The sequence below is a fragment of the Flavihumibacter sp. ZG627 genome (assembly GCF_000814325.1).
Classification (GTDB): domain Bacteria; phylum Bacteroidota; class Bacteroidia; order Chitinophagales; family Chitinophagaceae; genus Flavihumibacter.
The window spans coordinates 415201-439940 of record NZ_JPHF01000001.1 but is presented as its reverse complement, the minus strand read 5'-3'; the positions used below and the strand labels follow the sequence as shown (position 1 = coordinate 439940).

Genomic DNA, 24740 nt, shown 5'->3' with positions numbered 1-24740 from the left:
TTAAAATGTGGCGTTACTTGCGGGGATGAAGGCGATCAAAAATACTGCAGTCCTTTTGCTGGCCACCTGCTGCCTGGCAACCACTGCATCCATGGCCCAGGAGAAGCTCGACTCTGTAACAGTTACGGCCTTTGCGCGGCGCACGGTCATTAAGGATGCAGCGGCCTCGGTTGTGCTGGTTCGTGAACGCGACTGGCAAAGATTTTCACCCGCTTCTGCCCTACCGGCCATTAACCGTTTGCCGGGTGTGCGTATGGAGGAAAGATCGCCGGGAAGTTATCGGTTAGCCATCCGCGGTAGTTCACTGCGATCGCCATTTGGGGTGAGGAATATAAGGATGTATTATAACCAGATCCCTTTTACCGACCCGGGAGGAAATACTTACCTGAACCAGTTTGCGGTGGGCAATTTCAGCAATATAGAAATATTAAAAGGTCCGGGTAGCAGTCTCTATGGCGCAGGTACCGGCGGATTGTTATTAGCCAATACAGAAATTGCCGACAGCAGCAATCTATCCCTCCAGTATATGACGGGCTCCTATGGACTGCACCAGGTGGAGGCCAGGGCAACACTCTCCTCCAACAGGGCATTTAAACATTCAGTTTATGGTCACCACCAGCGTTCAGATGGTTACCGCGATCATACGAATATGAAAAGAACCGTGGCGGCTTATACGGGACGTTGGCAGCAAACGGCTGTGGCGGCGCTTGATATGGTGCTGCTCTATGGCGATCTCTGGTACCAGACACCGGGAGCGTTGAACCGGAATGAATTTGAGAAAGACCCGAGGCAGTCGAGGCCCGCAGCAGGAACCCTGCCTTCATCTGTGTCGGCCCGAGCAGCCATTGATCAGCGCACATTGTTCGGGGGATTGCACCAGGAGTTAAAGCCATTTTCGGGATCGAGTATTGATATCTCCCTGTATGGAGCAACAACCAGTGTAACCAATCCGGCGGTACGAAATTATGAGCGAAGAAAGGAACCACATTTTGGTGGCAGGATCGTATTCGGTTATACCATTCCGTTATTCCCTGAAACAACAGACGGAGCAGAGAATGGAGCAAAGTTACAATTCAATATTGGCGGCGAGTGGCAGCAGGGAAATTATTCGGTTAAGGTTTACCGTAATATAAATGGAGAACAGGGCGAACTGCAGACCGATGATCGGCTGAAACCCCGTACGGCGCTGTTGTTCGGGCAGGGGATACTGGACCTGCCGCGGGACTGGCAGTTGAGTGCGGGACTCAGTTATAATGCCAATACCGTGGAGATCAGGCGGGTGAGTGAAGAGCCTGCATTTGAATTCAACAGCAATTACCGGAAAGAGTGGATGCCGAGGGTTGCGCTAACAAAGAAACTTGGGGTACTCACTTTTTACAGTATGATCGCGAAGGGATTTTCGCCACCAACTACATCGGAGTTATTGCCCTCCACGAGTGTGATCAATACCAGCTTGCAGGCGGAAAGCGGCTGGAATTATGAAGTGGGATTGCGAGGAAGGATCCTGAAGCAGAAGCTCTATTTTGACCTTGATTTTTTTTATTACCGGTTGAGGGATGCCATAGTGCAAAGAAGAGATGCGAGCGGGGCGGACTATTTTGAAAATGCGGGCTCTACACGGCAGAAAGGATTTGAGGGATTCTTCTCCTACGGGCCAGTGGTGCTAATGCCAGCACAATCGATCAGTTTATCCACCTGGATGAGTTATACGCTGCATCCCTTCCGTTATGTGGACTATAAACAGGTGGAGAATGATTTTAGCGGAAACAGGCTTCCGGGAGTGGCGAAGCAAACATTGGCGGCGGGATTTGATGTTGACGGTAAGGGGGGAATGAATTTACATCTGGCATACCAGTATGTGGATCCCATCTGGCTCAATGATGCCAACAGTGAAAAGGCGAAGCAATATCATTTGCTGGGAATAAGGGGCGGCAGCAGGCTGTACCGCGGACTGAACTGGTTTGCAGGTGCGGATAATTTATTCAATACAACCTATAGTTTGGGAAATGATATCAATGCCTTTGGGGGGCGATATTATAACGTGGCGCCGGGGCGTAATTATTATGCTGGATTGCGGATACAATTGAAATAAGGAGTGCTATTGCGTGGCCAGCTATTTTTTTGTAAATTAATGCTTCGGATCCGCACCCGCTTTACGTTCTGCAAAAAACCTTAAAACATATATTATGACCACTGTTGCCATGCCAACCCTTTCACTTTACGAAAGGCTTGGAAAAAGAGAAAACATTGAAGCAATCGTTGAGGATATCGTAGCCGCACATATGATAAATCCTATCGTTAAAGCAAGATTCCTTCCCTACCTGGAACAGGGTGAGAAATTAGCACATACCAAATCATTGCTGGTTGAATTTCTATGTGCAGGAAGTGGCGGATCAGAGGCTTATACCGGCAGGGATATGCCGGCCACGCACAGAGGGATGAATATCAGTGAAACAGAATACATGGCAGTGATGGATGATATTATGGAAGTTCTTGCAAAACATAATATAGACGAGGAAACGCAAAAAGACATGTTGTTCATCGGATATTCTTTGCGCAAACAAATCATCGCACAATAATAGGTACATTCTTATATCTTCGCGCCGGAAACGGTTCCGCTTCGGCGGATTAAAAGGGAAGTCCGGTTAATTCCGGCGCTATCCCCGTAGCTGTAATGTGGAGAGATGGAGGGATGGAGAGATGGAGATAGAGAGATGGAGAGATTGAAAGTCCCGAAAATTTCACTGTTAGTTTAGAGACCACTATCCGCAGGAGCGGGTGGGAAGGTAACTGACAGACACGAGCCAGAAGACCTGCCGCGTCCATCAATCAACATTTTGCTTTCGGGAGAAAAGCAGGAATGGTAAACGCGCAGGCGATTTATAATTCCCACCACTTTCCGGAAGCAGTCACCCTAATCTTTTTTCAGACATGAAAAAACAATGGATCATGGTGGCTGCTACTATCATCAGCAGCCATGTCAGTACAAAACTGATGTCACAATCAACCAGCGAAAAGCAGGCCGACAGCAGCAGAACACTCGATGAAGTAATTGTAACTGCCAACAAGCAACCCCAGAAACAAAGCAGTACGGGCAAGGTGCTAACGGTCATCAACAGGCGAACTCTGGAAAACAATGCGGGCAGAACACTTTCACAGGTACTCAATGAACAGGCGGGACTCATCATCAATGGGGCACAGAATTCGCCCGGCACCAACCAGACCGTTTATTTAAGAGGTGCGGGAGCGGCCAATACACTGATCTTAGTGGATGGGATGCCGGTAACTGATGGGTCGGGGATAACGATCCAGTTTGACCTGAATCATATTTCCATTGACCAGGTGGAGCGGGTAGAGATCCTCAAAGGCGCGCAGAGTACCCTTTATGGGTCTGACGCAGTGGCGGGCGTGATCAATATCATTACCCGGAAAAACCAAAGCAATAAAGCGATCGGACTGAATGGACTTTTAGCAGCGGGCACGTATGGGACTTATAAAGGCAACCTTGGCTTATCAGGTGTGATTGATAAATTCAATTATTCGGTACAGTATAACCGATTGCAGTCGGAGGGATTTTCTTCGGCTAAGGATGAGGGTGGTGCCGGCAATTTCGATAAAGACGGGGTGAAGCAGGATATGGTGAATTTGGCTGCGGGCTATAAGTTTAGCGAGGCCTGGACAGTTAAGAGCTATTACCAGTTCAGCGAGTATGATGCCGACCTTGACGACAATGCGTTGGAAGACGACCGTAACAGTGGCGCCCAGCAGCGGCAGCAGGTAGCTGGCATACAGAGCAGTCACCAGTTAAAGAATGGCAACCTGGTATTCAATGCCAATTACAATACCGTTCGGAGGGTTTATGATGACCCGGTAAATATTCCGGCGGGCGCAAATGACTGGGACCCGTCGAGTGGTGACTATAAAGGTGGGGCACTATTTGCGGAGGCCTATATAAATACCAGTTTGCAGAAACATCTGGGACTGTTGGCGGGCATCGACTACCGTCGCAATACAGCCGATATAAATACCAGTTTCGGGAACCTGGGCAAGGACAGTCTGGAGGCGAGTATGATGAGTGCTTATGCCGCCTTTACGCTAAAGGGTTTTGAGAAATTTGGTGCGGAGTTGGGCGGAAGGTTTACGCAGCACCAGGATTTCGGGGATGCCTTTACCTATGCCTTCAACCCCTATGTTTACCTGGTGCCGCAGTTGAAGCTATATGCTTCGGTGGCAACGGCATTCAGGGCTCCATCGCTCTATCATTTAGCCTCAGAGTATGGCAATACGGCGCTGGAGCCCGAGAGAAGCAATCAATATGAGGGGGGACTACATTATACCAGCAATAACAAGATCATTTCCGCGCGGGTTACGGCATTCAGGCGAAAGATAAAAGACGTGATCGTATTTGCAGGACTGCCTGATCCGCCTTATGGGCAGTACAGGAATGCCGATAAGCAGGATGATAAGGGAGTAGAAACGGAGCTGAGGGTGCAGCCAAATGAGCGCTGGCAGCTAACGGCAAACCACAGTTGGCTGGATGGCAAAATAGAGACCAGGCTTGCCGGCAAGGATACCAGTTATTTCAATTTATACCGCCGTCCCAAGCACAGTATTAATATGGGAACCTCTTACCAGTTCAGTAAAAAGCTGCATGTGGGGCTGAGTTTACGCTGGGTAGATAAGCGGCAGGACACCTGGTATAATTCAGCCACCTGGAGCACGGAGATCAAGGAGCTGGATGCCTATTACAACCTCGACGCCTATGCGCGATACCAGTTAAATAAGCAGTTGGATGTATTTACCGATTTCAGGAATATCACCGACCGGAAATATGCCGATCTCTATGGGTATAACACGAGGCGGTTCAATATGATGGGGGGGGTGAGGGTGCAGCTGTAAAAAGAGGCACTCAAGGTAATTGGGTAGTTTAGATTTTAACCCGCCGGCAAATGCCGGCGGGTTAAAAATATAGGTATATTCCCCTATTAACCCCTAAACCTTCTCCCTGGTGGCAGAGAGGCATCTTGCTAAAATTGATTTTTTACGCGGCATTGCCATATTGATGGTATTTCTATTTCATGCCCAATTGGTATTGTTTCCCAGGAGTGATAATTTGTTGTATTCTGAAGATGGCACAATGAGTGGTAGTGCCTCTGATATTTTGCTAAAGTTTTCTCCTACCGCATTTGGATGGTCTGGCGTGCAATTGTTCCTGCTTATCAGTGGATACGTAATCCATAGAAACTTTTTAAACCATGGAAGTAATTTTCAGGCGGGCACCTATTTTAGTAAAAGATTCTGGCGGATATATCCGCCCTACATTATAACCCTTGCAGCTACAGTATTAATGATTGCGGGTTTGCGAGCTTATGTTCAAACATCTGAGGGATTTATAGACCTATTGCAACATGTTTTTCTGGTACATAATTTTTCAGAAAAGAATATTTATGGCATCAATCCCTCACTCTGGAGCCTTGCACTGGAGATGCAACTTTACCTTCTATACCCGATATTCCTGATTATCCGCAAATTAAAAGGAGTAGGTTTTGCATTCATTATAAGTATTCTATTGGCAATTGTACTTAAGGTTTTTGAAAACAGGTTAACCGATGGATATTATCATGCCAGTTATTATTTTTCTACGGGTGCGTTATGGTATAATTGGTGCGCCGGTGCGTTGATGGCGGAATATCATCTGTCTAAAAAACAACTTTTCAGCTCCTCCGCCGGCCTTGTTTCTATTGGTGCTATGATCATATACATGGGAAGCAGATATTTTGAATTCCATCCGAATTTAATGTTGTTTACTGCTGTCCTGTTCTGGACAGCCTTTATGGAATGGTATCTCTTAAAACCAATTCAAAAAACTACCGGGCTGGCATACAGGGCATTGGTCTCTATGGGCATATGTAGTTATAGCCTATACCTTATTCATCAACCAATAATTCATGAATTATTTACATTAAGCAAAAAAATGGGAGCTTTAGAAAGCGAGGTGAATTATTACGTATCCGGAATTATCCTTCTGCTTCTATCCTTTATAATAATTTATATCATTGCATGGATACTTTATAAATACATTGAGTTGCCCAGTATAAAGCTTGGTTCAAGATTAAGAAACAATAGTAGACCAGCGCCCCCACTACTTTAAAACACCCATAAAACCTTAATGCTTTTATGTAATTTTCCGGCATAATGCAGGAATTAATCAATGTTACAAGAACCCATCTTCCACCGCTGGAAGAATATGTAGCGCGGTTAGAAGAAATCTGGAGCAGGAATTGGGTGACCAATTATGGGCCGGTAGTTCAGGAATTAGAAGAGAAGCTGAAGCAATATTTTGGCGTTAAACATCTCTTTTATGTTGGCAATGGAACTATTGCTTTGCAGATAGCCATTAAAGCGGCAGGATTGAAAGATGAAATTATTACCACCCCATTTTCTTATGTAGCAACCACCTCTGCAATTGTGTGGGAAAATTGTATACCTGTATATGCAGATATTGAAGCCAACAGTTTATGCATTGATCCGGCAAAGTTGAGGTCAAAAATCAGTGCGAGAACCAGTGCAATTCTTGCAACCCATGTTTACGGAAATCCATGCGATACTCATGCGATAGAAAAAGTTGCAAAAGAGCACAATTTAAAGGTTATTTATGATGCAGCGCATTCATATGGAGTGGAGTACGAGGGTAAATCCCTTTTGCAATATGGAGACATTTCAACAATAAGTTTTCATGCCACCAAGTTGTTTCACACTATTGAAGGTGGTGCGATCATTACCAATGATGATGCACTAGCTGAGAAAATTTCATTGATGATGAATTTCGGGCATAGCGCACCAACACAATTCGACGAATTAGGAATCAATGGCAAGAATTCTGAAATACATGCAGCTATAGGTCTTTGTATGATGGACAGAATTCCTATGCTCATAGAAAAAAGGAAACTGATTTTTGCGATATATGATTCAATCATAAACTGGGAACAGTTGAGAAAACCAGTAATCAGAGAGAATACTCTTTATAACTACTCATACTACCCGGTAATTTTTAAGGATGAGCAAAGCTTGCTTAAAGTACAGGAAGCGCTTGGTGCAGAAAATATATTTCCAAGAAGGTATTTCTATCCATCCCTGACAAAACTACCCTATGTGACTGAACAACAGGCACCTGTTGCTGAAGATATTGCTAACAGGGTCTTATGTTTGCCGCTGTATCCGGAATTAGATAGAGAGAATATTTCCAGGATATGCAGGATCATAAATAACAATTGCTGATATGCGTATAGCCATCATGCAACCCTATGCCTTTCCTTACCTGGGTTATTTCCAGTTGATATCGGCTGTGGAGAAGTTTATATTTCTGGATGATGTAAGCTATATAAAAAAAGGGTGGATAAACAGGAACAGGATATTGTTGAATGGCAGGGAACATATGTTTACCATCCCTCTGCGTGATGCATCGCAGAACAAACTTATTTCGGAAACATTGATATCCTATGATCATAAGTGGAAGGAGAAATTATTAAGAACCCTTTATAACGCCTATCATAAGTCTCCCTATTATGATAGTATATATTCAATGATAGAATCATTGATCAATCAGCAGCATGTTGACATAAACAGTTTTGCGCAGAAAAGCACTATAGCAATAAGCAATTATCTAAACCTGCAAACGGTTTTCACAAACAGCAGCCAAAGCTATCCTCAATCAGCTTTACAGGGCCAGGAAAGAATCATTGATATATGCCGAACAGCAGGAGCAACTACCTATGTAAATTTATGGGGTGGAAGAGAATTGTACAAGCAGGAAAATTTTCGTCATAATGGTATAGTATTAGCATTCCTTGAGCCTCATTTTATCAATTATCCGCAGCCTGCTGAATCATTTGTTGCGGGGCTGTCTATCATTGATATCCTGATGAATAATTCCCCGGCATCGGCTGCTACCCTTCTCAAAAATTATACATTGCATTACGAATGATACAGGAATTAATACCATTGTGTGATAAGAAGGAATGGGAAGATCGTTTGCGCGAGGTGCCCCACTCCTTTTCCCATACATGGGAGAGCAATAATGCAATGCATCTCTCTACAGGATATAAAACCTTTCTATACCATTATGAGTCAGGAAATGAACATGTTATTTGTCCACTGGCCGAAAGAGAATTTAAGGGCTATATTGATATTGTGACCCCCTATGGCTTTTCCGGATTTACTGCAGGAAGTGCCTCACCGGAATTTTATAATTACTGGAAAATATTAATGACAGAAAAGGGATATATCTGCGCATATATAAACCAGGATCCCTTCCAGAAGTTTCCTCAACTTCCGATACAAGAGCATGCTGATAACCCACATTATGTATATGCAATAGAACTGGATAAAGAAGAAATTGAGGTATTCAATAATTTATCCCAGAACAGGAAGAGACAGTTAAAAAATTTCGTGCAGATAAAAGAGGAGATAATAAGCGACAAGAAAGTATTGGCAGAATTCTTCTTATCGAACTATTATGAATCAATGCTTTCCAAACAAGCGGCTCCTGTATATATTTTCTCTGCGGAGACGCTTCAAAGAATTATAGAATCAGACAATACAAGCATTTTCGGAATTATGAGTGGTTCTTCCATACTGGCTGTATCAGTATTTGCGGAAGGCAGCTGGAATGCAGATTACCTCTTCAATGTTTCAGTACCTGAGGGGAAGGCTTTTGGCGCCCACCTGATCTGGCAGGCGGTATTATACTATAAAGCAAAGGGAAAAAGATTACTTAACCTTGGAGGAGGCGTGGTACCGGGTGACAACCTGGAAGATTTTAAGATGCGGTTCGGGGGCATCCGAAAACCACTTCAGCCTTTGCGTGAAATATTTAATGCTGATATTTACAATAAATTGTGCATTGAGTGTGGGATGGCAGGGGAAAAATCAAATTATTTTCCTGCCTATCGAAGTTTGAAAAGAATATAAACGAGGATAAGTATCAAATATGTCGGACACAGTAATTAGGGTTGAAAATGTAAGTAAAAAATATACGTTGGGCGAAATTGGTTCAAACTACTTATCCAAGGACATTGGCCGACTGATTGACAATTTTTATAAGAGGTTGAAAAAAGAAGAATCCGAAACCTCTGAATTATGGGCATTGAAGAATATAAATTTTACTGTAGAGCAAGGGGAAATACTTGGATTAATCGGCAGCAATGGTGCCGGTAAATCAACCTTGCTGAAAATACTTTCACGGGTAACGGCCCCCAGTTCCGGTGTTTTAAAATTAAAAGGAAGAGTCTCCTCATTGTTAGAAGTAGGAACCGGGTTTCATGGAGAATTGACCGGCAGGGAAAATATATACCTGAATGGAGCAATTCTGGGTATGAGAAAGCATGAGATCAGGAAAAGATTTGATGACATTGTTGATTTTTCAGGAGTTGATAAATTTATTGACACTCCGGTAAAAAGGTATAGTTCAGGAATGTATGTGAGGCTTGCTTTTGCTGTTGGTGCATACCTGGAATCGGATATTCTTATCATTGACGAAGTTCTTGCAGTGGGTGATGCAGAATTCCAACAAAAATGCCTTGGCAGGATGAAAGACCTGTCAAGTGGACAAGGCAGAACAGTCCTCTTTGTAAGCCATAACATGCAGGCCGTTGCTTCTCTCTGTACAAGGGCCATCTGGATGGATCATGGGACTGTAAAAAAAGTTGGAGATCCCAGAAACCTGATAAATAGTTACCTGGCTGATAAGAAACAGATGAAACTTAAACAGGAATGGTCGAGAGAGGATGCACCTGGTAATGAGTATATACGTGTATTGTCGGTTGAATTAAAACCAGCAGTAGCATCAGATTATGACCTGATTGATGTAACCACACCTTTCACTGTTGAATTCAGTTTTGAAAATCTTTCCGGTGCTGATTCAATAAATGTGGACCTGCTTTTATTTACCCTTTCAGGCGAATGCATTTTTGATATTTACAGTAAGCCAGTTCAATTGAACAGCACCTTAATTAAGGGCGCTTGCCAGATTCCGGGAAATTTTCTAAACAATGGAACATTTTACTTTTCCCTTTATTTTGGAAAAGATGTTACGCAGGAGTTATTCTTCCTGGATAATTGCATTCAATTTGAAGTTGAGGATAAAAGGGATGTATCAACAGGATTTAATAAATGGATGGGTTATATCAGGCCCGATTTCCCATTGGTGCTATCTGAACAGGAATAGTAGTGCTTAATTATTGGGTTCTACAAATACATAGGCAGTATATTCATAAAGGCCATAATCATGCCTGAAAATAAAATGCCTGCTGAGTTCTGTGGTTAAGAATTGCGCCAGGATATCCATAGGAAGGTGAAATAAATCATTGCGTTCCCAATCCACATTTTTGGACATTACATTGAAAGCGATTGCTTTTTTAGTGTGCCTAAAAACCAATGGTAATAACTCTTTTAGATATACCCACATCTCATCAAAACTCAAGTCTAGTTTTTCCGTAAAGACACCATTCATAATAATATAGTCGTAAGATTCAAATTCGTTTGAATCCCTCAAAAAATCCCTACAAATAAAATCAAGGGTAGGGAATTTGGATCTGGCAACATCAATGAATTTAGGAGAAATGTCAAGCCCGGTATATTTAAAATTCACTAGACCTGAATCAACCAGGAACTGGTAAAACTGTGCAGTTCCGCATCCAAAATCCAGGATACTTATAGCTTTCTCTTCACTACTCTTCAACACACTACTCATTACTTTGTATCTCAGGTCGGCACCTGCTTTATCGGGCCAGTCCACGCCTTTATGAGAGTCGCCATACTTGGCAAGACAATTCTCATAATGTTTAACAATGCTCTGGTAGTCAGGCTTTTTTTCCATTATCCGTTTTTTTGATCTGGCCAAGAATCTTTCGGGGTATTAAACCTGCAAAATATCTTAGAGACTTTATAAAAAGATCGCGGTCATTCTTTGGAAATTTTGAGAAGGGGTACAAAATATACCAAAAATAAAAAGCTGCGTTTTTCCACCTGTCATATTCGATGCTTTTTAGAAGAGTTGTCTTGAATAAGGGAATTGTTTGGCTCCTGATGCTCTCATTTTTCTCCAATTTCAAACGGGCTATAATATTTCGATAGAACAAAGCCAATTGTGCAGTTTTATCATATTCAGGAATACCAGACCATGCCCCATTGTTGTGAATACGGTAAACCGCCATTACATCCCTGAAATATTTTGCCTTTCCCTTTAATAACAACAGGATATGCATTGCAAGATCCGGGAAAGGAAGATCTTTAAACCAGGCTGGTAATGGATGTGCAAGTACATTACGATGAATCACAGATACGGAGGGTGCGAGATTGTACTGAAAAAAGTCCTCTAATACATATGTATGAAGGGGTTCTTTTTGATGAGGATGCTGACTCGGGTAAATTTTATCAGTATCAGTTTCATGATAATTAATTGCATGAAAGGTGAGCATATAATCAGGATTTGCCTCCAGGAAATCTACCTGTTTCTGCAACTTGTCTTTATCTGTCCAGTAATCATCGCCATCAAGCCAGGCAATATATTTACCCCGGCAAAGCTCGTAAGAATCAAAAAACATCTGCATCATTCCGAGGTTAGCCTCGGGCAGGTATGCCTTTATAATATCAGGGTATTTTTCCTGATACGTCATTACAATTTGCCTTGTATTGTCTTCGGAAAAATCCTCCCCTATTACTATCTCATACTTATAGGTAGTGTGTTGCATAAGAACACTCTCAATAGCCTGTGCAATGAATTCACCATGATTGAATGTTGTTATCCATACGGTGATCATCGGAGGATTCGGGAGAATATCATTAATGCTTTCTACCATAATAGAGTCCGCGGCGGAATGTTTCATTTTTAATATACTGAATATCGTGCAGACCGGCTTTCTCCATGGCAGTTCTGTACTGTGCGTCTGTCCAAAGACCCATTTCGTGCCTTTCAGAGAACTGTTCTATAGAAGTTGGCGTACCGACCATATACTTTATATCAAAAACAGAAATATCATCATATCGCTCACTTATATACATCCAGGATATTTTCAATTCGTGCCGATCAACAAAATTAGCAGTGATTTTACCCAGCCAATAATCTTCGGGCCAAATCCAGGGTTCAAGAAGCAGGAGCCCGTTATTGTTAAGGTGGCGGGTCATGGATTGAAGTGAATCATTGAGGCCTGTTTCGGTTTTCACATACCCTATTGAACTAAATAAACAAGCTACCACGTCAAAGCTTTTATTCAGCTCAAAGGAACGCATATCACCTGTATGAAATGTTACGGCAGGACAATTCTTTTTGGCTATCTCCAGGAGTTCCCAATTTATATCAACTCCCTCTGCCTGGTACAAGTTTTGGAGATGTGAAAGATGCCTTCCTGTGCCACATCCTACATCAAGAAGTGATGAGGTACCAGGAGATTGATGTTGTATCAGTTCATGGAGATGCTTACAGATATTTTCATAATCAATGAAATGGTATAAGGCATCATAATATTCCGCTGTTTTTGTAAACATACAATTGATTTGAAGATCAGGTAAGAGGTTTTCGTTTCCTGTTCAGTGAAAAATATATTACACCAGATAAGGCTCCCAGCGCTTCTTTTATAATTGTTTTATGCCTTAGTCCGGGATTTCTGAATTTGCCTAACAACAACAATAAATAATTTCTTGTCATGCCTCTGAATACATGCCTTGCATAATTAAGTGCGGGTTCACTCTGGTGTTGTATCAGGGCCGCAGTTACATTACCTTTCATGTAATTAAACAGCTGCCTTTCGAGACCTTTCATATCACGTCGATGTTCATGATATACAATAGCAAGCGGCGAATACAGAATGTTTCCTCTGATGCGCAAAATTCGAAACCAAATTTCTGAATCACCGCTACAGCCAGCAGCTCCGGCATCCAGGCGCTCATCAAAATAATTTACTTTTTCCAGTATATCCTTTCTAAATGCCATATTTGCCCCAGCACCGATATTCCATACTTTAGGGCAATCCTTATCCTTAGGCTTAAGAAAACCAGAGGTATATTTTTTTTGTAAGTAGCCCTTGTTAAAACTCCAGAATTTTTCAAAGATAACCTGGCTTTCAGCCTCTAAGGAGGCGGGAAGAACGAGACCTGTTATAGCATCAACGGTATTGTCAAGAAATGCCTCCATGATTCGGTAAGTCCAAAATGGGTCAATAACAACATCATCATCAAGGTAAGCAATGATATTATTACCTGCATTTATAGCCCCTGTATTCCTTGCAATATCGAGGCCTGGCCTTTCCTCCCGAATATACCTGATGTCTCCTGTCAGATTTACAAGCCTTTCAGTACTATCATCTGAAGGGGCATTATCTACAATAATTATCTCACGAGGTTTACAATGTTGTTTAGCTAAACTATCAAGGCATTTAATGAGAATATTACTCCTGTTACGTGTACAAATGATTATACTGATATCTGCATAATCAGGTATATCACGCGGCAATAAATTTCCAAGTATAGTCCTCATGTTATATTCAAGGCTGTTAACATCTGAACTGAGAATTGCCTTCTGGATATTTACTATTGCCATTTGATCCTGAGAATATGAATCAAGAGTTGGTTGAATGTTCTTATAGATCAAACCTCTTAATTCATTTTTTTCTTCCATTCTCTCGAAGTAAAAATGGCCAAGTGGAATTTCCCGCCACCATATCACGAAGTATGCAGGGCTCTGCAATTGGTGAATAATGTCCAGGTATTTTTCCAGCTCAGCAAGATCGAGGTGTACAATTCTATATGGAAGAAATTTGCTCAATGGCTAATTGTCTTTTTAAGTTTTCTCGCCTTTTGCAACAGATCGATCTTCCATATCCAGAAAATCATATTAAATGACCGCATTAGAAGCCTGATATCCGGATAGAGTTTTAGCAATTCATATACCTGTATATAAACAACTGATTTCTTTTTTGTCCTTAACCACATGAATCGTGCTGCCTCAATAGCCCAAAAAGCATAATTTTTTCTTACGGTTAAATTTGCCTTTTTTCTTTCCTCCACAGGAAGCAAATTGCCAATGGATATGAATACTTTTTTAAGATCTGAAATGTTTCTACCACTTAGAAAACTGTGGCCCGAAATTGAGTTATAATGGGTTCTGTACTCAGCAAGAGACAATGGGGTATATGCAATAGGATACTTACTTGCAATGCGTGCCCACATCTCCCAATCCTCACCATAAATTACCCCATAAAAGGCACCGAGGTCTTCATAAACAGTTCGCTTTACCACCATACATACGTATTGCATCAGTTGCCCATGGGAGAGACGTTGAAGGCAATTTTCAATGATACAGGGGGAATCAGCTCTTCTGGTTTCCTGCTTGATCAGCGTACCATCAGCATTAATAAAATCCCAGTTTGAAAATGCTGCTCCTGCCTGGGGGAACATTTCAAACAGGTTTTCTATCTCTTTATAAAAACCGGGTTTTATCCTATCATCACCATGAAGTAAATGAATGTAATGTCCCTTTGCCCTGTTAATACAGGTCTCGAAATTTCTCAGACTACCAACATTCTGATTTTGCCTGAAATAAGTCACCCTTCCATTTCCGAGTTGCAATACCATGGCCTCGATATCCATATCAGTGCTTGCATCATCCACTACCTCAATCTGCAAAAATTCTTCTCCCGGATCCTGGTTCAAAACACTTAGAATAGCGTCCGGAATAAATTCACTACAGTTGTAAACGGGTATCATTACTGACCATAGAGGCCTGTTAATGCCTTCATTTAAAGGCAAAATAATAGGTGGTTCTAAAGGAATCCTTTCAGGCAAATTCTATAAAGCTTTAGATTTCGTAAATTTTATTAACTCTTATTATGGGTAGTATTCACCTGAACAAAATAGCTAAGTACAATTTTAGTTAAAAAGTAAAAAGTGGTTCGATTCCTGTCCATCAGGAATGATTTGTATGCAAGTTTTAAGTATTTGTCTTTGTCACCATAAAAGTTCCTAAGGGCAATTGATGCAAAGTGAGTAGAAAAATTATGCTTTGATTTATTCCGGATTTTCTTTCTTTTATTTAAGGGAAGGTATTGCTGGATGATTCCGATCAATTTATTGATGTCTGCTACACTTTGCCCCGATAACAATGCCTTGGTACTAATATTATTAAAATGAATCCTGTATTTGGCAAGACATTTAGGTGTATATGCTACAGGGTAATTTGCTGCTATACGGCACCACATTTCCCAATCTTCACCATAATGAGCTGCAAAAAAACCGCCAAGGTGTTCATAGACTGAACGACGAACAACAACAGAAGGTGGTTGTGGATAGTTAATTACTGCGACTTTTTCTAACCAATCCTCAATAATACCTGCTTTATCCATTATTGGACTAGCCAGTGAAGTGACCTGCGAATCTTTATTAATAAAGGAATAGCTACAAAAGGCGGAGCCCGCTTCAGGGAATTTCTCCATTACAGATCCCATTTCCTGGTAAAATCCTGGCGACACCAAATCATCGCCATGCAGTAAATGGATTAAATGTCCCCGAGACCTGTTAAGGCAGGTTTCAAAATTCCTTAAGCTTCCAACATTTTCCGGTTGACGGAAATAAGAAACCCTTCCCTTTCCTATAGTTTCAACCAGCTCCTTAATATTACCATCTGTGCTGGCATCATCCACCACTTCAATCTGCATTATATCTTCAGCTGGAGCTTGTTCAAGAACGCTTGCAATGGCCTGTTTCAGGAATTCCATGCAATTATATGCCGGTATCATGACCGACCACAATGGCCTGATTGTACCAGTAGGCACTGGCGTTATCACAGGAGGAGATTCAGGGATCCGATCATTCATTTTCATCCACAATAATTCAAATTTAAACTCATCTGATATCGGGCTCTACATTTAAATTAAAGGATTTTCACTGTAAAAGGAAGGATTTACAGCCGAATTATGCATTCGGAGGAATATGATGGATTATGGGTGGCCTCGCCAGGAATCGAACCTGGATCTGGAGCTTCGGAAACTCTTATACTATCCATTGTACTACGAGGCCGGTTGGATCATTTTATTAATCCTGCTGCATTGGTGGCAAATATTTTTACCGCAATGGCGAGCAAAACTACACCAAAAAACTTACGGATGGCCAGTAATCCGGCAGGACCGATGAGTTTTTCTATGTAATCCAATGACCTGAGTACTATATACACTACAACAAGATTTAATATGATGGCCATCGCCACTGTAAGCGTATTGTAGTTGGCTTGCAGTGAAATGATGGTGGTTAGTGTTCCCGAACCCGCGATCAGGGGAAATGCAATGGGCACTACAGTGCCCGACTTTATATCCCCATCTGATTTAAAAAATTCTATGCCAAGTACCATTTCAAGTCCAAGGATAAAGATCACAATGGAACCGCCCACAGCAAAAGAGCTGACGTCAAGGCCCAGGATCTGCAGGAATTTTTCGCCGGTGAGCAGGAATAATAGCATCAATCCACCTGAAATAAGTGTTGCCCTTAACTCATGGATGGCACCCATCCTGGTTTTGAGTGAGATCAGGAGGGGTATAGAGCCGAGAATATCAATGATGGCAAACAGCGTGAAGGTGACGGTGAGAAGTTCATTGATATTTATACTCATGCTGAATGGGTTGTGCATTTAGCTACACAGCCGTAATTTAAGGCAAATCTATATTACCCGCCGGGCGGCTCTTAAAAAGGGCATGGTAGGCAGACTGCTAATGAGCAGCAGCTCTTCTGGCAGATAAGAATGATTGTCGAGGAACCTGAATATGCGCTGGGCACTATTTCGTTCAAAAAGCCGGGTAAAGATCTTATCTCCCGGCAGGTCTTCATTCACCAGCACATCCAGCAACACGTTGTCATAGAAACGGAACCTTCCGCCATGTTGCTTAGGGGGGAAGGGATGCCCCTTCTTCAATAGTGAACGCAGAATGGCGGCACTATGTTGCTGAACAAACTGGAAGGTGTATCCACTGGAAGGCTTGGTTTGTCCACCGGCAGTTCCTATATAAACAATATTACCATCCCGCTCGGGAAATGTAAAACCCGTCATGGGAATCACCCCGAATTCTTCCTCTTTAATGGAATAATCATTGAGTTGCAGGTAGTCACTAATATAGTTCCTTAAGCCTTCATCGTATTGCTCTTGTTGCAGAAGGTTTTCAGTGAAAAGGGTGTATTCAATAAGGGCATGGGTTTCATCCAACGGCATGGTATAAACGAAAGTGGTTCCGTGCTCCTGGTTTACGCGGAAGTCCATCAGCGTATTAGAAGAGGGATCAAAAAAAGGTGCTGCCGTTTCTATGAACCAGCCTTTGAAATGTTGTTTCAGGTAATGGGTGCCGGGCTCCGCTTTTGGCTTGTCAAATGGGATGGAATTAAAAAGCCATTTACGGGCCCCGAAGCGCACCCCGTTATGCAATTCAACTACCCCTTTGCCTTTGAGATTGGTGATGCTGCTGATGGGTTCAAAGATGATACGAACATTCTCTTTTTTTACCAGGATGTTGAGACAATGCTGGTAAAGGTCGATGCCCCTGATCATCTTATACTGGTAGGGTGCGATGTTGAATTGCTTAGAAAACCCCTCGCCATGAAACCAGACCTTATCCCATCTTTTGTGTACAATTGAATCGAAGAAACCCTCTCCTTTTTCCCAGAAGCACCATGTGCGGTCGTTTACCTTCTTCTGGTCTTTGTCGACCAGCAGGTACCTGCAATCCTTAAACTCCTCGCTCTGGAGCATTCGCATGAGAAGGCTCAGAGAGGATAATCCGGCTCCGCAGAACACGTAATCATAATCGTGTGTGGAGTCGGGATCAAGAAGTTCGAAAAAATATTGTGGGGGCATAATCTTGTTTTGGCCTAGACAAGATAGGGAGATTATTTACCCCTGGAAAGGGTGTTTTCACGGTCTTTTTTGACCTTCTCCCAATATTTCTGGTGCACCATGAGCATGCCGAAAGATTCACCATGTTCTTTACCGATATGCTTATGGTGCATCTTGTGCGCCCAGCGGATGGCACGAACATAGATATTGTTAGAGCGACTCATAAATTTGAAGCGCTGGTGGATGATGATATCGTGTACGAGAAAATAGGCGAGTCCGTAAGACATGATGCCGAAGCCAACGGCCTGCAACCAGTAAAGGGGTTGAAGGGTACCATATAGTATCATCAGAAAGCTTGGAACGGCGAATATCACGAAGAACCAGTCGTTCTTCTCAAAAAAACCCGGCCCCTTTTTATGGTGATCTTCATGCAGGTACCAGAGAAACCCGTGCATTACGTAACGATGAGTTAACCAGGTTATGCCTTCCATCACTAAAAACGTTCCAACCACAATTCCTATATAAACTAGCCAATACATACTGCTGATTTTTTTCTCCATTCCTTCACCCTTGGAAATGCCAGGTGGAACCAGGCGGTATAGCGGGTGGGATGGTTTTGCAAAGATGATTCAATTTCTTCTATCGAAAGGTAACAATACTCATTTACTTCAACGGGATCCGGATTTACCAGTCCGCTGAATTCACCAACAAAAACATGGTCGAACTCATGTTCGGTAAGGCCATTATTAAAGCCGGCGCGGTAAATGAAATCGAAAGCTTTCTGCAGGGGTGTGGTAAAGCCCATTTCTTCCTGTAACCTGCGGAGGGCGGCCTCTTCTACAGCTTCACCCGGATAAGGATGGCTGCAGCAGGCATTGGTCCAGAGGCCTGCGCTATGGTATTTATCGAGGGCGCGTTGTTGCAAAAGCATTTGTCCACTGGCATTGAAGATGAATACACTGAATGCTCGGTGCAGGACACCCTGCTCATGAGCAGCCATTTTTTCCATTGTACCCAACTCATGATCCAATGCATCAACCAGAACCACATCCATATTTTTCACCAAATTCTCCAAAATAATTTTGTTTTTTTCTACTAAAATTTCTCTTCCATCCCTCCACCTCTCCATCTCTCCTCTATCCCTCCATCTCTCCATCCCTCCATCACATCATCCCCAGTTGCTGCTTCACCCCTGCCCTCAGCACGATCGCTGCCTTTCTATAATCCGGGACCCGAACCCTTTCCTGCATGATGCGTGCGGGCTTGATGCGTTTAATGCGGCGGAATAAGGAGAGATAATATTTATAGGCCACATACACACCAAATCGCGCTTTTACCGGCAATTGCATGATGCCATTATAGGCTTCATCAAAATCGGCCTGGATATCGGCTTCAATTTTTGTTTTATCACAGTCGGTGAAATTAGTAAAATCACAACCTGGAAAGTAAACCCTGTCGAGCTGCTTGAAATCAGCATTCAGGTCGCGCAGGAAATTCACTTTCTGGAAAGCAGCGCCCAAGGATCGTGCCGATCCTTTTAGTTTGTCGTAAAGCTGGCGGTCGCCCTCACAGAAAACATAGAGGCACATGAGTCCAACCACTTCTGCGGAACCATATATATAGTCGATATAGCCCTGGTGATCGTAGGCTTTTTTATCCAGATCCATTTCCATGCTACGGAAGAATGCATCAATAAGAGAATGGTCAATATTGTAGGCATTCACGGTAAGCTGGAAGCTATGGAGGATGGGATTAAGGCTGATCTTTCTTTCTATGGCATCATAGGTTTGTTGCTTGAATTCTGCCAGCAGCAGGCTTTTGTCGTGATCGTGGAATGTATCAACGATCTCATCAGCAAAGCGCACGAGTCCATAAATATTGAAGATAGGCTGGCGCAGATCGTGGTGCAACAGCTTGATGGCTGAAGAGAAAGAGGTACTGTAACGTTCTGTGGTAACGCGACTACAAACCTCAGAAACAGTATGGAACAATTGCATCATAAGCGTGGTTAGGCAGGTTTTAAGATAACTAAAAATTCTTAATCACTTCTTTGGCTACCAGTTCACCGCTGATGAGGCTGGGTGGAACACCCGGACCGGGAACCGTCAATTGGCCGGTGAAAAAGAGGTTATTTACCTTTTTACTCCGACATCCTGGCTTGAGGATGGCAGTTTGTTTAAGTGTATTAGCTAGTCCATAGGCATTTCCCTTAAACGAATTATAATCACGCACAAAATCAGATTGTGCAAAACTTCTTTTCAGAATTATAGCATCGCGAACAGATTGCCCAAGATGCTTTTCAAGTCGGCCAATGATAAGATCAAAATATTTTTCACGCACTTCTTCGGTGTCTCCGTTCAGTCCCGCCGCAACAGGCACCAGCAAAAAGAGGTTTTCGCAACCTTCAGGCGCAACGGTAGAATCAGAAACAGATGTTGCGCTCACATAGAACAAAGGGGCAGAAGGCCATTGCGGATCGGCATAGATCTCCCGGGCATGCTGGTGAAGAGAAGTATCGAAGAACAAACTATGGTGGTGGATCCCTTCGAGTTTTTTATTCAGTCCAACGTAGTAAAGCAAACAACTTGGTGCCATTACCCTGCTATCCCAGTACTGCTCTGAATAGGAGCGATGTGTTTCAGGGAGCAGTACGCTTTCGATATGGTGGTAGTCGGCCCCTCCTATAACGACATCGGCATCATAACGGCCACGGTCAGTGGAAACTGAGCGGGCAGTAGATGCATGCAATTCTATGGAGGTGACAGTTTCATTGAAAAGGAATTTGGCGCCCTGTTCTTTGGCGAGTTTGTACATGGCATCCACGATGCTGTACATACCGCCTTTGGGGTACCAGGTGCCGCCCACCACATCGGCATAATTCATCAGGCTGTAGAGGGCGGGAGTATCTTCGGGCATGGCGCCTAGGAATAGCACGGGGAACTCCATCAACTGCTTGAGTTTTGGATCTTTAAAGAATTTCTGTACATGCGCCTTCATGTTAGTGAAGACGTCGAGTTTGAAAACTCCTTTAACTATATCGAGGTCTATGAATTCGGTGAGCGATTGACCGGGTTTATGTACCAGCTTCTGCATACCTACGCGGTATTTGAAAGCCGCTTCTTCCATGAACTGCTCAAGCTTCGCACCTGCTCCAGCTTCAATACTTTCGAATAACTCTTTCAACGCAGGCAACCCCGCGGGAATATCCATCCCTCCATCTCTCCATCTCTCCTCTTCATCGCTCCAATACACACGATAAGAAGGATCCAGACGCTCGAGTGCATAATAGTCTGACACTTTTTTTCCGAACTGCTGGAAGAATCTTTCAAAAACATCGGGCATCCAGTACCAGGAAGGTCCCATGTCAAAGGTGAAGCCATCCTGTTTCCATTGGCGAGCCCGGCCACCCGGCTGGTCATTCTTTTCGATGACGGTTACATCCCATCCTGCTCTCGCCATAAATGCTGCGGCCGACATGCCAGCAAAACCAGAACCTATAATAATAACCTTTTTGCCCATAATCTGTTTAAATATCGCTACAATATAGTTAAACGTTTATGCTTTCAAAATAGTTCAAAAAAAGCTGCTGTTATAAAAATTGTTGATTAACAGATTGGAAAACGGTGCGGGCGGTTCGCCTATTTTTTACAGTTAGCCAGTGGGTAAACCGTTCAAATATATATTTATCGGCATTAAAGTGTAAAACGAGGCATATGAATTCAGATTGCGAGGAAGAGTATCTAGTTATATGAGGAGCAAAAAAAAGATAATTGAGAATTTCAATTAAATCATTCAGGCTTTTTTTATCTGAATAAACGGAATGGTTAGTGAGGCGGTCTAAAAATATTTCATGGAATTTTTGAAGGGAAGGGGAAAATCCAGCTTTGCCATCATATTTGAAGGAAAGAAACTTTCTATCAGGATCATAGAGCCCTGCATCAAACCCTTTTCTTTGCCGCATTGCTTCAACAAAAATGCTTTTCTGCAATGTGAAGGCGGGGTCAGTCCACCACATATCAAATAACAGGTGCACCAACCTTTCTGCCATTAATTCAGTGGACAGTAAAATGCTATCCAGAAATAAATATTGCACCTGGGCAGACGGGTTCTGACTGAACTTAAATTTATCTAGATAATTCTGAAATTGAAAGTCCAGTGCAGTAAGGGGCCTTGTTATTTTAGGGTCACTAATATATTGCATCAATTCAGCCGGTATCGGCATTTGCCGGAGGTTCTGAAACTGCAGTGGAAAAACAATTGGATTACAAAAATTAGATGCCATTAATTTATCAATCCTTTGCAAACTCATTAAAATTCAGGAATGCTAATATTATCATTTTATAAACTAGCTCTACGAAATGTCATAAAACCTTAATGGAAGTTATGTTCAACCATCCGACATAGATTACAACTTTGGGTTTATGAAAAGGGTTTTTGTAATAGTTGTCACCTACAACGGGATGCAATGGATTGACAAATGCCTTTCCAGTTTAGAGAACAGTTTGATACCGGTAGATATTATAGTAATTGACAATCATTCATTTGATCAAACCTGCCAGTATATCGAAGAAAATTATCCTGCCGTTCGCCTCATAAAATCTGAAAAGAATCTTGGCTTCGGGCAGGCGAACAATATAGGAATGAGCATGGCAATGGAAGAGAAAGCGGAGCTGGTTTTCCTTTTAAACCAGGATGCCTGGATTGCACCCGACACCATTAAACTTCTTTGTAAAAGCCTTGAGCTTCACAGCGAATTTGGAATAATGAGTCCTTATCATTTTAACGGCAATGGAACAGCAACGGATACAAATTTCAAGAGTTATATTGACAGGTACTCCAGAGAATATTCAGAAGGGATCTATGAAACCAGCTTTGTAAATGCTGCCGCCTGGATGTTAACTGCTGACTGCATACGTAAGACTGGTGAGTTTGACCCCATATTTTTTCATTATGGAGAGGATTGGAACTATGCACAACGTGTAATCTATAATAATTACAAGATAGGGATTTGCACTGACGCAGTAATATGGCACGACAGGGTTCAGGATGTTAAGGCTGAACTATCAAAGCAACAGAAAACTGATAGAATATTCACGCAATTCCTTGTTTATGCCTGTGATGTGAATCGGGATGGATGGATAAGATTTTGTACCCGGCGAATAGCCCGGCATATGGTTGCTTCATTCCAGGCAATAATTACAGGCAGAAAAGAGGATTATTACATTAACCTCAACCTGGCTAAAAAGATCGCCCTGAAATTACCACAAATAAGAAGAAGTCGTAAACTTTCGATTAATCATTAACCAAATAAGACATCAAAAAGCAATAAAGTGAAACGGCATTCAAAAGAATGCCGTTTCACTTTATTAAAACTTATCCGAAATACAGCATGATTAAAAAATTAGTTAGCGGCAATTGAAATCCATGAACCAGTTGTTGTCCAGGGATCAGTAGGAAGTACTGCACCGCGAACAGTTGTTCCAACAAAACCGAAAGAAGAAACATTCAGTCCACCGGAAAGTGCAGGTGAACCAGCAGTTGGCTTAAGACCACCATCAAGTTTGAATGCTGCAAAATTAGGCAGCGCACCATTTTGGTTAGTAGAATTTGCCAATACAGCAATGAGTGCATTGTCAGCAGTACCTATGATTGGGTTGCTTTCATCACTATCGATTACTACAGGGTTAGCTGAACTTGTCTGGAATATATTATTACGAACGAAAGAAGGAACTGGATCTGATGGGTTAACAAAAGAAGCGTTGGTTGTAGCTGTGGTACCGAGTGCTACAGGCAACGCCTGTGCGATGATCAATGAGTTCGCCAAAGCTATCCTACCCTGCTTTCTAACATAAACACCACCATCAAATGAACCGGTAACACCAGAGCGAACAGTTGTAGAAGCTGGTCCGATGAGGGTAGCATTAACAATCAATGGGTTTGTACGTGTGTTATTGAAAACAGTTGTAGTGGCATTATTATCCAGTTCAATCATTTCAGAACCAGAGTTATCAGCCAGATCAGTACGGTATGCAATGATAAACTGTAATCTTCCTGAATAAGCTTCATCAAAATCGAAATCATCATCCTTTGATCCAAAAGCAAGCAGATGGGAAGCATTGACAGTTCCGCCAAAGAATTCAAATGCATCATCACCAGAATGAGCAACCTGAACATGGTTAATAACCGTACCTGAACCTACACCACAAAGTGTAAGGCCATTCACTTCCTTATTTGCTGCCAGTACAGTACCACCAGCAAATTCGATCCTGTTATAGGTCATAGAACCACTGTTATCAGATGGATTTGTACCACCGTAATAATTCTTTGGATCATTAATAGCATCAAAAGCTTCGTAAATGTTTGTGGCTGCTCCGGTTCTTGTAATAATAGGAGCCTGTCCGAAGATTACAATACCACCCCAATCACCGAAATTACGCTGACCTGCTGCTTTGCTGGAAGTCCATACAATGGGAGAAGATGGCGTACCATTTGCAACCAATTTACCACCCTTCTCTACAACGAGAACGCCTTTGTTATTGGCGAGGTTCAGAAGGTCAGGAGTTGCTGCACCTGCAGAACCAATAATAGTTACTCCTGGATTAACTGTAAGTGTAGCACCAGGCTTAACATACACGATCCCTTTCAGGTAGGTTGTTTTGGTAACAGTTGTATTAACTGTGATATCCCCTACCAGGGTATCGGGAGTTGAAGCTGTACCCGGGATCAGCTCTTTTTTTAACTCAACATCCTGTTGCTTTGAACAAGATGCGGCAAAAAGGGCGCTCAATGCAGAAGCTGCAATGAAAAGCTTTTTCATTTTCTAGTTTTTAGTTTTTTGATTTGAACTCAGTGAAGATGTTTTCGAATAAGTAAG

23 protein-coding genes, 1 tRNA gene and 1 riboswitch are annotated in these 24740 nt (G+C 42.5%); of the genes, 9 read left to right on the top strand and 15 right to left on the bottom strand.

The genetic code is table 11. From position 1 onward, the window contains the following. Positions 1 to 25 precede the first annotated feature (25 nt). From HY58_RS01955 to HY58_RS01920, 8 genes are all read left to right on the top strand, one after another. Positions 26 to 2092, top strand: coding sequence for a TonB-dependent receptor plug domain-containing protein (locus HY58_RS01955; RefSeq protein ID WP_039126865.1), 2067 nt, complete (start codon positions 26 to 28; stop codon positions 2090 to 2092). 94 nt (positions 2093 to 2186) lie between these two features. After that, entirely contained in the window at positions 2187 to 2579 is a 393-nt protein-coding gene (locus HY58_RS01950) for a group 1 truncated hemoglobin (RefSeq protein WP_216593756.1), read from the top strand. 14 nt (positions 2580 to 2593) lie between these two features. After that, positions 2594 to 2836: riboswitch (cobalamin riboswitch) on the top strand. Positions 2837 to 2931: 95 nt separating this feature from the next. Beyond that, positions 2932 to 4899: a TonB-dependent siderophore receptor gene (locus HY58_RS01945; RefSeq protein ID WP_039126863.1), complete on the top strand. Its 1968-nt coding sequence runs from the start codon at positions 2932 to 2934 to the stop codon at positions 4897 to 4899. 109 nt (positions 4900 to 5008) lie between these two features. Further along, positions 5009 to 6151: an acyltransferase gene (locus HY58_RS01940; protein WP_072037559.1), complete on the top strand. Its 1143-nt coding sequence runs from the start codon at positions 5009 to 5011 to the stop codon at positions 6149 to 6151. Between the two features lie 44 nt (positions 6152 to 6195). Further along, on the top strand, positions 6196 to 7278 hold the full coding sequence (locus HY58_RS01935; protein WP_039126858.1) for a DegT/DnrJ/EryC1/StrS aminotransferase family protein: 1083 nt from the start codon (positions 6196 to 6198) through the stop codon (positions 7276 to 7278). Position 7279: 1 nt separating this feature from the next. Beyond that, positions 7280 to 7984, top strand: coding sequence for a WbqC family protein (locus HY58_RS01930; RefSeq protein WP_039126856.1), 705 nt, complete (start codon positions 7280 to 7282; stop codon positions 7982 to 7984). After that, positions 7981 to 8970, top strand: coding sequence for a hypothetical protein (locus HY58_RS01925; RefSeq protein WP_039126853.1), 990 nt, complete (start codon positions 7981 to 7983; stop codon positions 8968 to 8970). Before HY58_RS01930 ends, HY58_RS01925 begins: the two co-directional genes overlap by 4 nt. A 19-nt stretch (positions 8971 to 8989) precedes the next feature. Next, complete coding sequence (locus HY58_RS01920; RefSeq protein ID WP_039126849.1) at positions 8990 to 10225, top strand: ABC transporter ATP-binding protein; 1236 nt, start codon at positions 8990 to 8992, stop codon at positions 10223 to 10225. A gap of 6 nt (positions 10226 to 10231) precedes the next feature. On the opposite strand, the gene HY58_RS01915 is transcribed toward HY58_RS01920, so the two are convergent. From HY58_RS01915 to HY58_RS19590, 14 genes are all read right to left on the bottom strand, one after another. Continuing rightward, the gene (locus tag HY58_RS01915; protein ID WP_039126846.1) at positions 10232 to 10876 is read right to left on the bottom strand and encodes a class I SAM-dependent methyltransferase; all 645 of its coding nucleotides are present in this window, start codon (positions 10874 to 10876) and stop codon (positions 10232 to 10234) included. After that, entirely contained in the window at positions 10860 to 11885 is a 1026-nt protein-coding gene (locus tag HY58_RS18675) for a glycosyltransferase (RefSeq protein WP_082022027.1), read from the bottom strand. The genes HY58_RS01915 and HY58_RS18675 overlap by 17 nt, the downstream gene beginning before the upstream one ends. Next, a complete protein-coding gene (locus HY58_RS01905; RefSeq protein WP_039126843.1) occupies positions 11842 to 12543 on the bottom strand; it encodes a class I SAM-dependent methyltransferase in 702 nt (233 codons plus the stop codon). The genes HY58_RS18675 and HY58_RS01905 overlap by 44 nt, the downstream gene beginning before the upstream one ends. A gap of 16 nt (positions 12544 to 12559) precedes the next feature. Next, positions 12560 to 13819 carry a glycosyltransferase family 2 protein gene (locus HY58_RS01900; protein WP_039126839.1) on the bottom strand — a complete coding sequence of 420 codons (1260 nt, stop codon included), beginning with the start codon at positions 13817 to 13819 and terminating at the stop codon, positions 12560 to 12562. Beyond that, complete coding sequence (locus tag HY58_RS01895) at positions 13816 to 14760, bottom strand: glycosyltransferase (protein WP_052323767.1); 945 nt, start codon at positions 14758 to 14760, stop codon at positions 13816 to 13818. Before HY58_RS01895 ends, HY58_RS01900 begins: the two co-directional genes overlap by 4 nt. A 110-nt stretch (positions 14761 to 14870) precedes the next feature. Beyond that, positions 14871 to 15866 carry a glycosyltransferase gene (locus HY58_RS01890; protein WP_039127870.1) on the bottom strand — a complete coding sequence of 332 codons (996 nt, stop codon included), beginning with the start codon at positions 15864 to 15866 and terminating at the stop codon, positions 14871 to 14873. A gap of 130 nt (positions 15867 to 15996) precedes the next feature. Next, positions 15997 to 16068 (bottom strand) — tRNA-Arg (locus tag HY58_RS01885). 7 nt (positions 16069 to 16075) lie between these two features. Continuing rightward, positions 16076 to 16654, bottom strand: coding sequence for a MarC family protein (locus tag HY58_RS01880; protein ID WP_039127868.1), 579 nt, complete (start codon positions 16652 to 16654; stop codon positions 16076 to 16078). Positions 16655 to 16702: 48 nt separating this feature from the next. After that, positions 16703 to 17887 (bottom strand): lycopene cyclase family protein, encoded by a 1185-nt coding sequence (locus HY58_RS01875; RefSeq protein WP_052323765.1) that lies wholly within the window; start codon positions 17885 to 17887, stop codon positions 16703 to 16705. Between the two features lie 32 nt (positions 17888 to 17919). Then, the gene (locus HY58_RS01870; protein WP_039127862.1) at positions 17920 to 18405 is read right to left on the bottom strand and encodes a sterol desaturase family protein; all 486 of its coding nucleotides are present in this window, start codon (positions 18403 to 18405) and stop codon (positions 17920 to 17922) included. Further along, positions 18393 to 18941 carry an isopentenyl-diphosphate Delta-isomerase gene (gene idi / locus HY58_RS01865; RefSeq protein WP_253271480.1) on the bottom strand — a complete coding sequence of 183 codons (549 nt, stop codon included), beginning with the start codon at positions 18939 to 18941 and terminating at the stop codon, positions 18393 to 18395. The genes HY58_RS01870 and idi overlap by 13 nt, the downstream gene beginning before the upstream one ends. 88 nt (positions 18942 to 19029) lie before the next feature. Further along, entirely contained in the window at positions 19030 to 19866 is an 837-nt protein-coding gene (locus HY58_RS01860; RefSeq protein WP_039126831.1) for a phytoene/squalene synthase family protein, read from the bottom strand. Positions 19867 to 19894: 28 nt separating this feature from the next. Then, positions 19895 to 21385, bottom strand: a complete 1491-nt coding sequence (locus HY58_RS01855; RefSeq protein WP_039126828.1) for an NAD(P)/FAD-dependent oxidoreductase — start codon at positions 21383 to 21385, stop codon at positions 19895 to 19897. A gap of 70 nt (positions 21386 to 21455) precedes the next feature. Beyond that, positions 21456 to 21827, bottom strand: a complete 372-nt coding sequence (locus HY58_RS19590; protein ID WP_172644585.1) for a hypothetical protein — start codon at positions 21825 to 21827, stop codon at positions 21456 to 21458. 460 nt (positions 21828 to 22287) lie between these two features. On the opposite strand from HY58_RS19590, the gene HY58_RS01845 reads away from it, so the two are divergent. After that, the gene (locus HY58_RS01845; protein WP_039126822.1) at positions 22288 to 23169 is read left to right on the top strand and encodes a glycosyltransferase family 2 protein; all 882 of its coding nucleotides are present in this window, start codon (positions 22288 to 22290) and stop codon (positions 23167 to 23169) included. A gap of 98 nt (positions 23170 to 23267) precedes the next feature. Here HY58_RS01845 and HY58_RS01840 read toward each other — a convergent pair whose 3' ends face one another. Further along, positions 23268 to 24683: a hypothetical protein gene (locus HY58_RS01840; protein WP_052323763.1), complete on the bottom strand. Its 1416-nt coding sequence runs from the start codon at positions 24681 to 24683 to the stop codon at positions 23268 to 23270. Positions 24684 to 24740: the final 57 nt, after the last annotated feature.

What these genes read in the sequence shown, in the direction of transcription:
- HY58_RS01955 (WP_039126865.1), top strand. Translation starts at nt 26, where the DNA reads ATGAAGGCGATCAAAAATACTGCAGTCCTTTTGCTGGCCACCTGCTGC.
- HY58_RS01950 (WP_216593756.1), top strand. Translation starts at nt 2,187, where the DNA reads ATGACCACTGTTGCCATGCCAACCCTTTCACTTTACGAAAGGCTTGGA.
- HY58_RS01945 (WP_039126863.1), top strand. Translation starts at nt 2,932, where the DNA reads ATGAAAAAACAATGGATCATGGTGGCTGCTACTATCATCAGCAGCCAT.
- HY58_RS01935 (WP_039126858.1), top strand. Translation starts at nt 6,196, where the DNA reads ATGCAGGAATTAATCAATGTTACAAGAACCCATCTTCCACCGCTGGAA.
- HY58_RS01930 (WP_039126856.1), top strand. Translation starts at nt 7,280, where the DNA reads ATGCGTATAGCCATCATGCAACCCTATGCCTTTCCTTACCTGGGTTAT.
- HY58_RS01925 (WP_039126853.1), top strand. Translation starts at nt 7,981, where the DNA reads ATGATACAGGAATTAATACCATTGTGTGATAAGAAGGAATGGGAAGAT.
- HY58_RS01920 (WP_039126849.1), top strand. Translation starts at nt 8,990, where the DNA reads ATGTCGGACACAGTAATTAGGGTTGAAAATGTAAGTAAAAAATATACG.
- HY58_RS01915 (WP_039126846.1), bottom strand. Translation starts at nt 10,876, where the DNA reads ATGGAAAAAAAGCCTGACTACCAGAGCATTGTTAAACATTATGAGAAT.
- HY58_RS18675 (WP_082022027.1), bottom strand. Translation starts at nt 11,885, where the DNA reads ATGAAACATTCCGCCGCGGACTCTATTATGGTAGAAAGCATTAATGAT.
- HY58_RS01905 (WP_039126843.1), bottom strand. Translation starts at nt 12,543, where the DNA reads ATGTTTACAAAAACAGCGGAATATTATGATGCCTTATACCATTTCATT.
- HY58_RS01895 (WP_052323767.1), bottom strand. Translation starts at nt 14,760, where the DNA reads ATGATACCCGTTTACAACTGTAGTGAATTTATTCCGGACGCTATTCTA.
- HY58_RS01890 (WP_039127870.1), bottom strand. Translation starts at nt 15,866, where the DNA reads ATGAATGATCGGATCCCTGAATCTCCTCCTGTGATAACGCCAGTGCCT.
- HY58_RS01880 (WP_039127868.1), bottom strand. Translation starts at nt 16,654, where the DNA reads ATGAGTATAAATATCAATGAACTTCTCACCGTCACCTTCACGCTGTTT.
- HY58_RS01875 (WP_052323765.1), bottom strand. Translation starts at nt 17,887, where the DNA reads ATGCCCCCACAATATTTTTTCGAACTTCTTGATCCCGACTCCACACAC.
- HY58_RS01870 (WP_039127862.1), bottom strand. Translation starts at nt 18,405, where the DNA reads ATGTATTGGCTAGTTTATATAGGAATTGTGGTTGGAACGTTTTTAGTG.
- HY58_RS01860 (WP_039126831.1), bottom strand. Translation starts at nt 19,866, where the DNA reads ATGATGCAATTGTTCCATACTGTTTCTGAGGTTTGTAGTCGCGTTACC.
- HY58_RS01855 (WP_039126828.1), bottom strand. Translation starts at nt 21,385, where the DNA reads ATGGGCAAAAAGGTTATTATTATAGGTTCTGGTTTTGCTGGCATGTCG.
- HY58_RS19590 (WP_172644585.1), bottom strand. Translation starts at nt 21,827, where the DNA reads ATGCGGCAAAGAAAAGGGTTTGATGCAGGGCTCTATGATCCTGATAGA.
- HY58_RS01845 (WP_039126822.1), top strand. Translation starts at nt 22,288, where the DNA reads ATGAAAAGGGTTTTTGTAATAGTTGTCACCTACAACGGGATGCAATGG.
- HY58_RS01840 (WP_052323763.1), bottom strand. Translation starts at nt 24,683, where the DNA reads ATGAAAAAGCTTTTCATTGCAGCTTCTGCATTGAGCGCCCTTTTTGCC.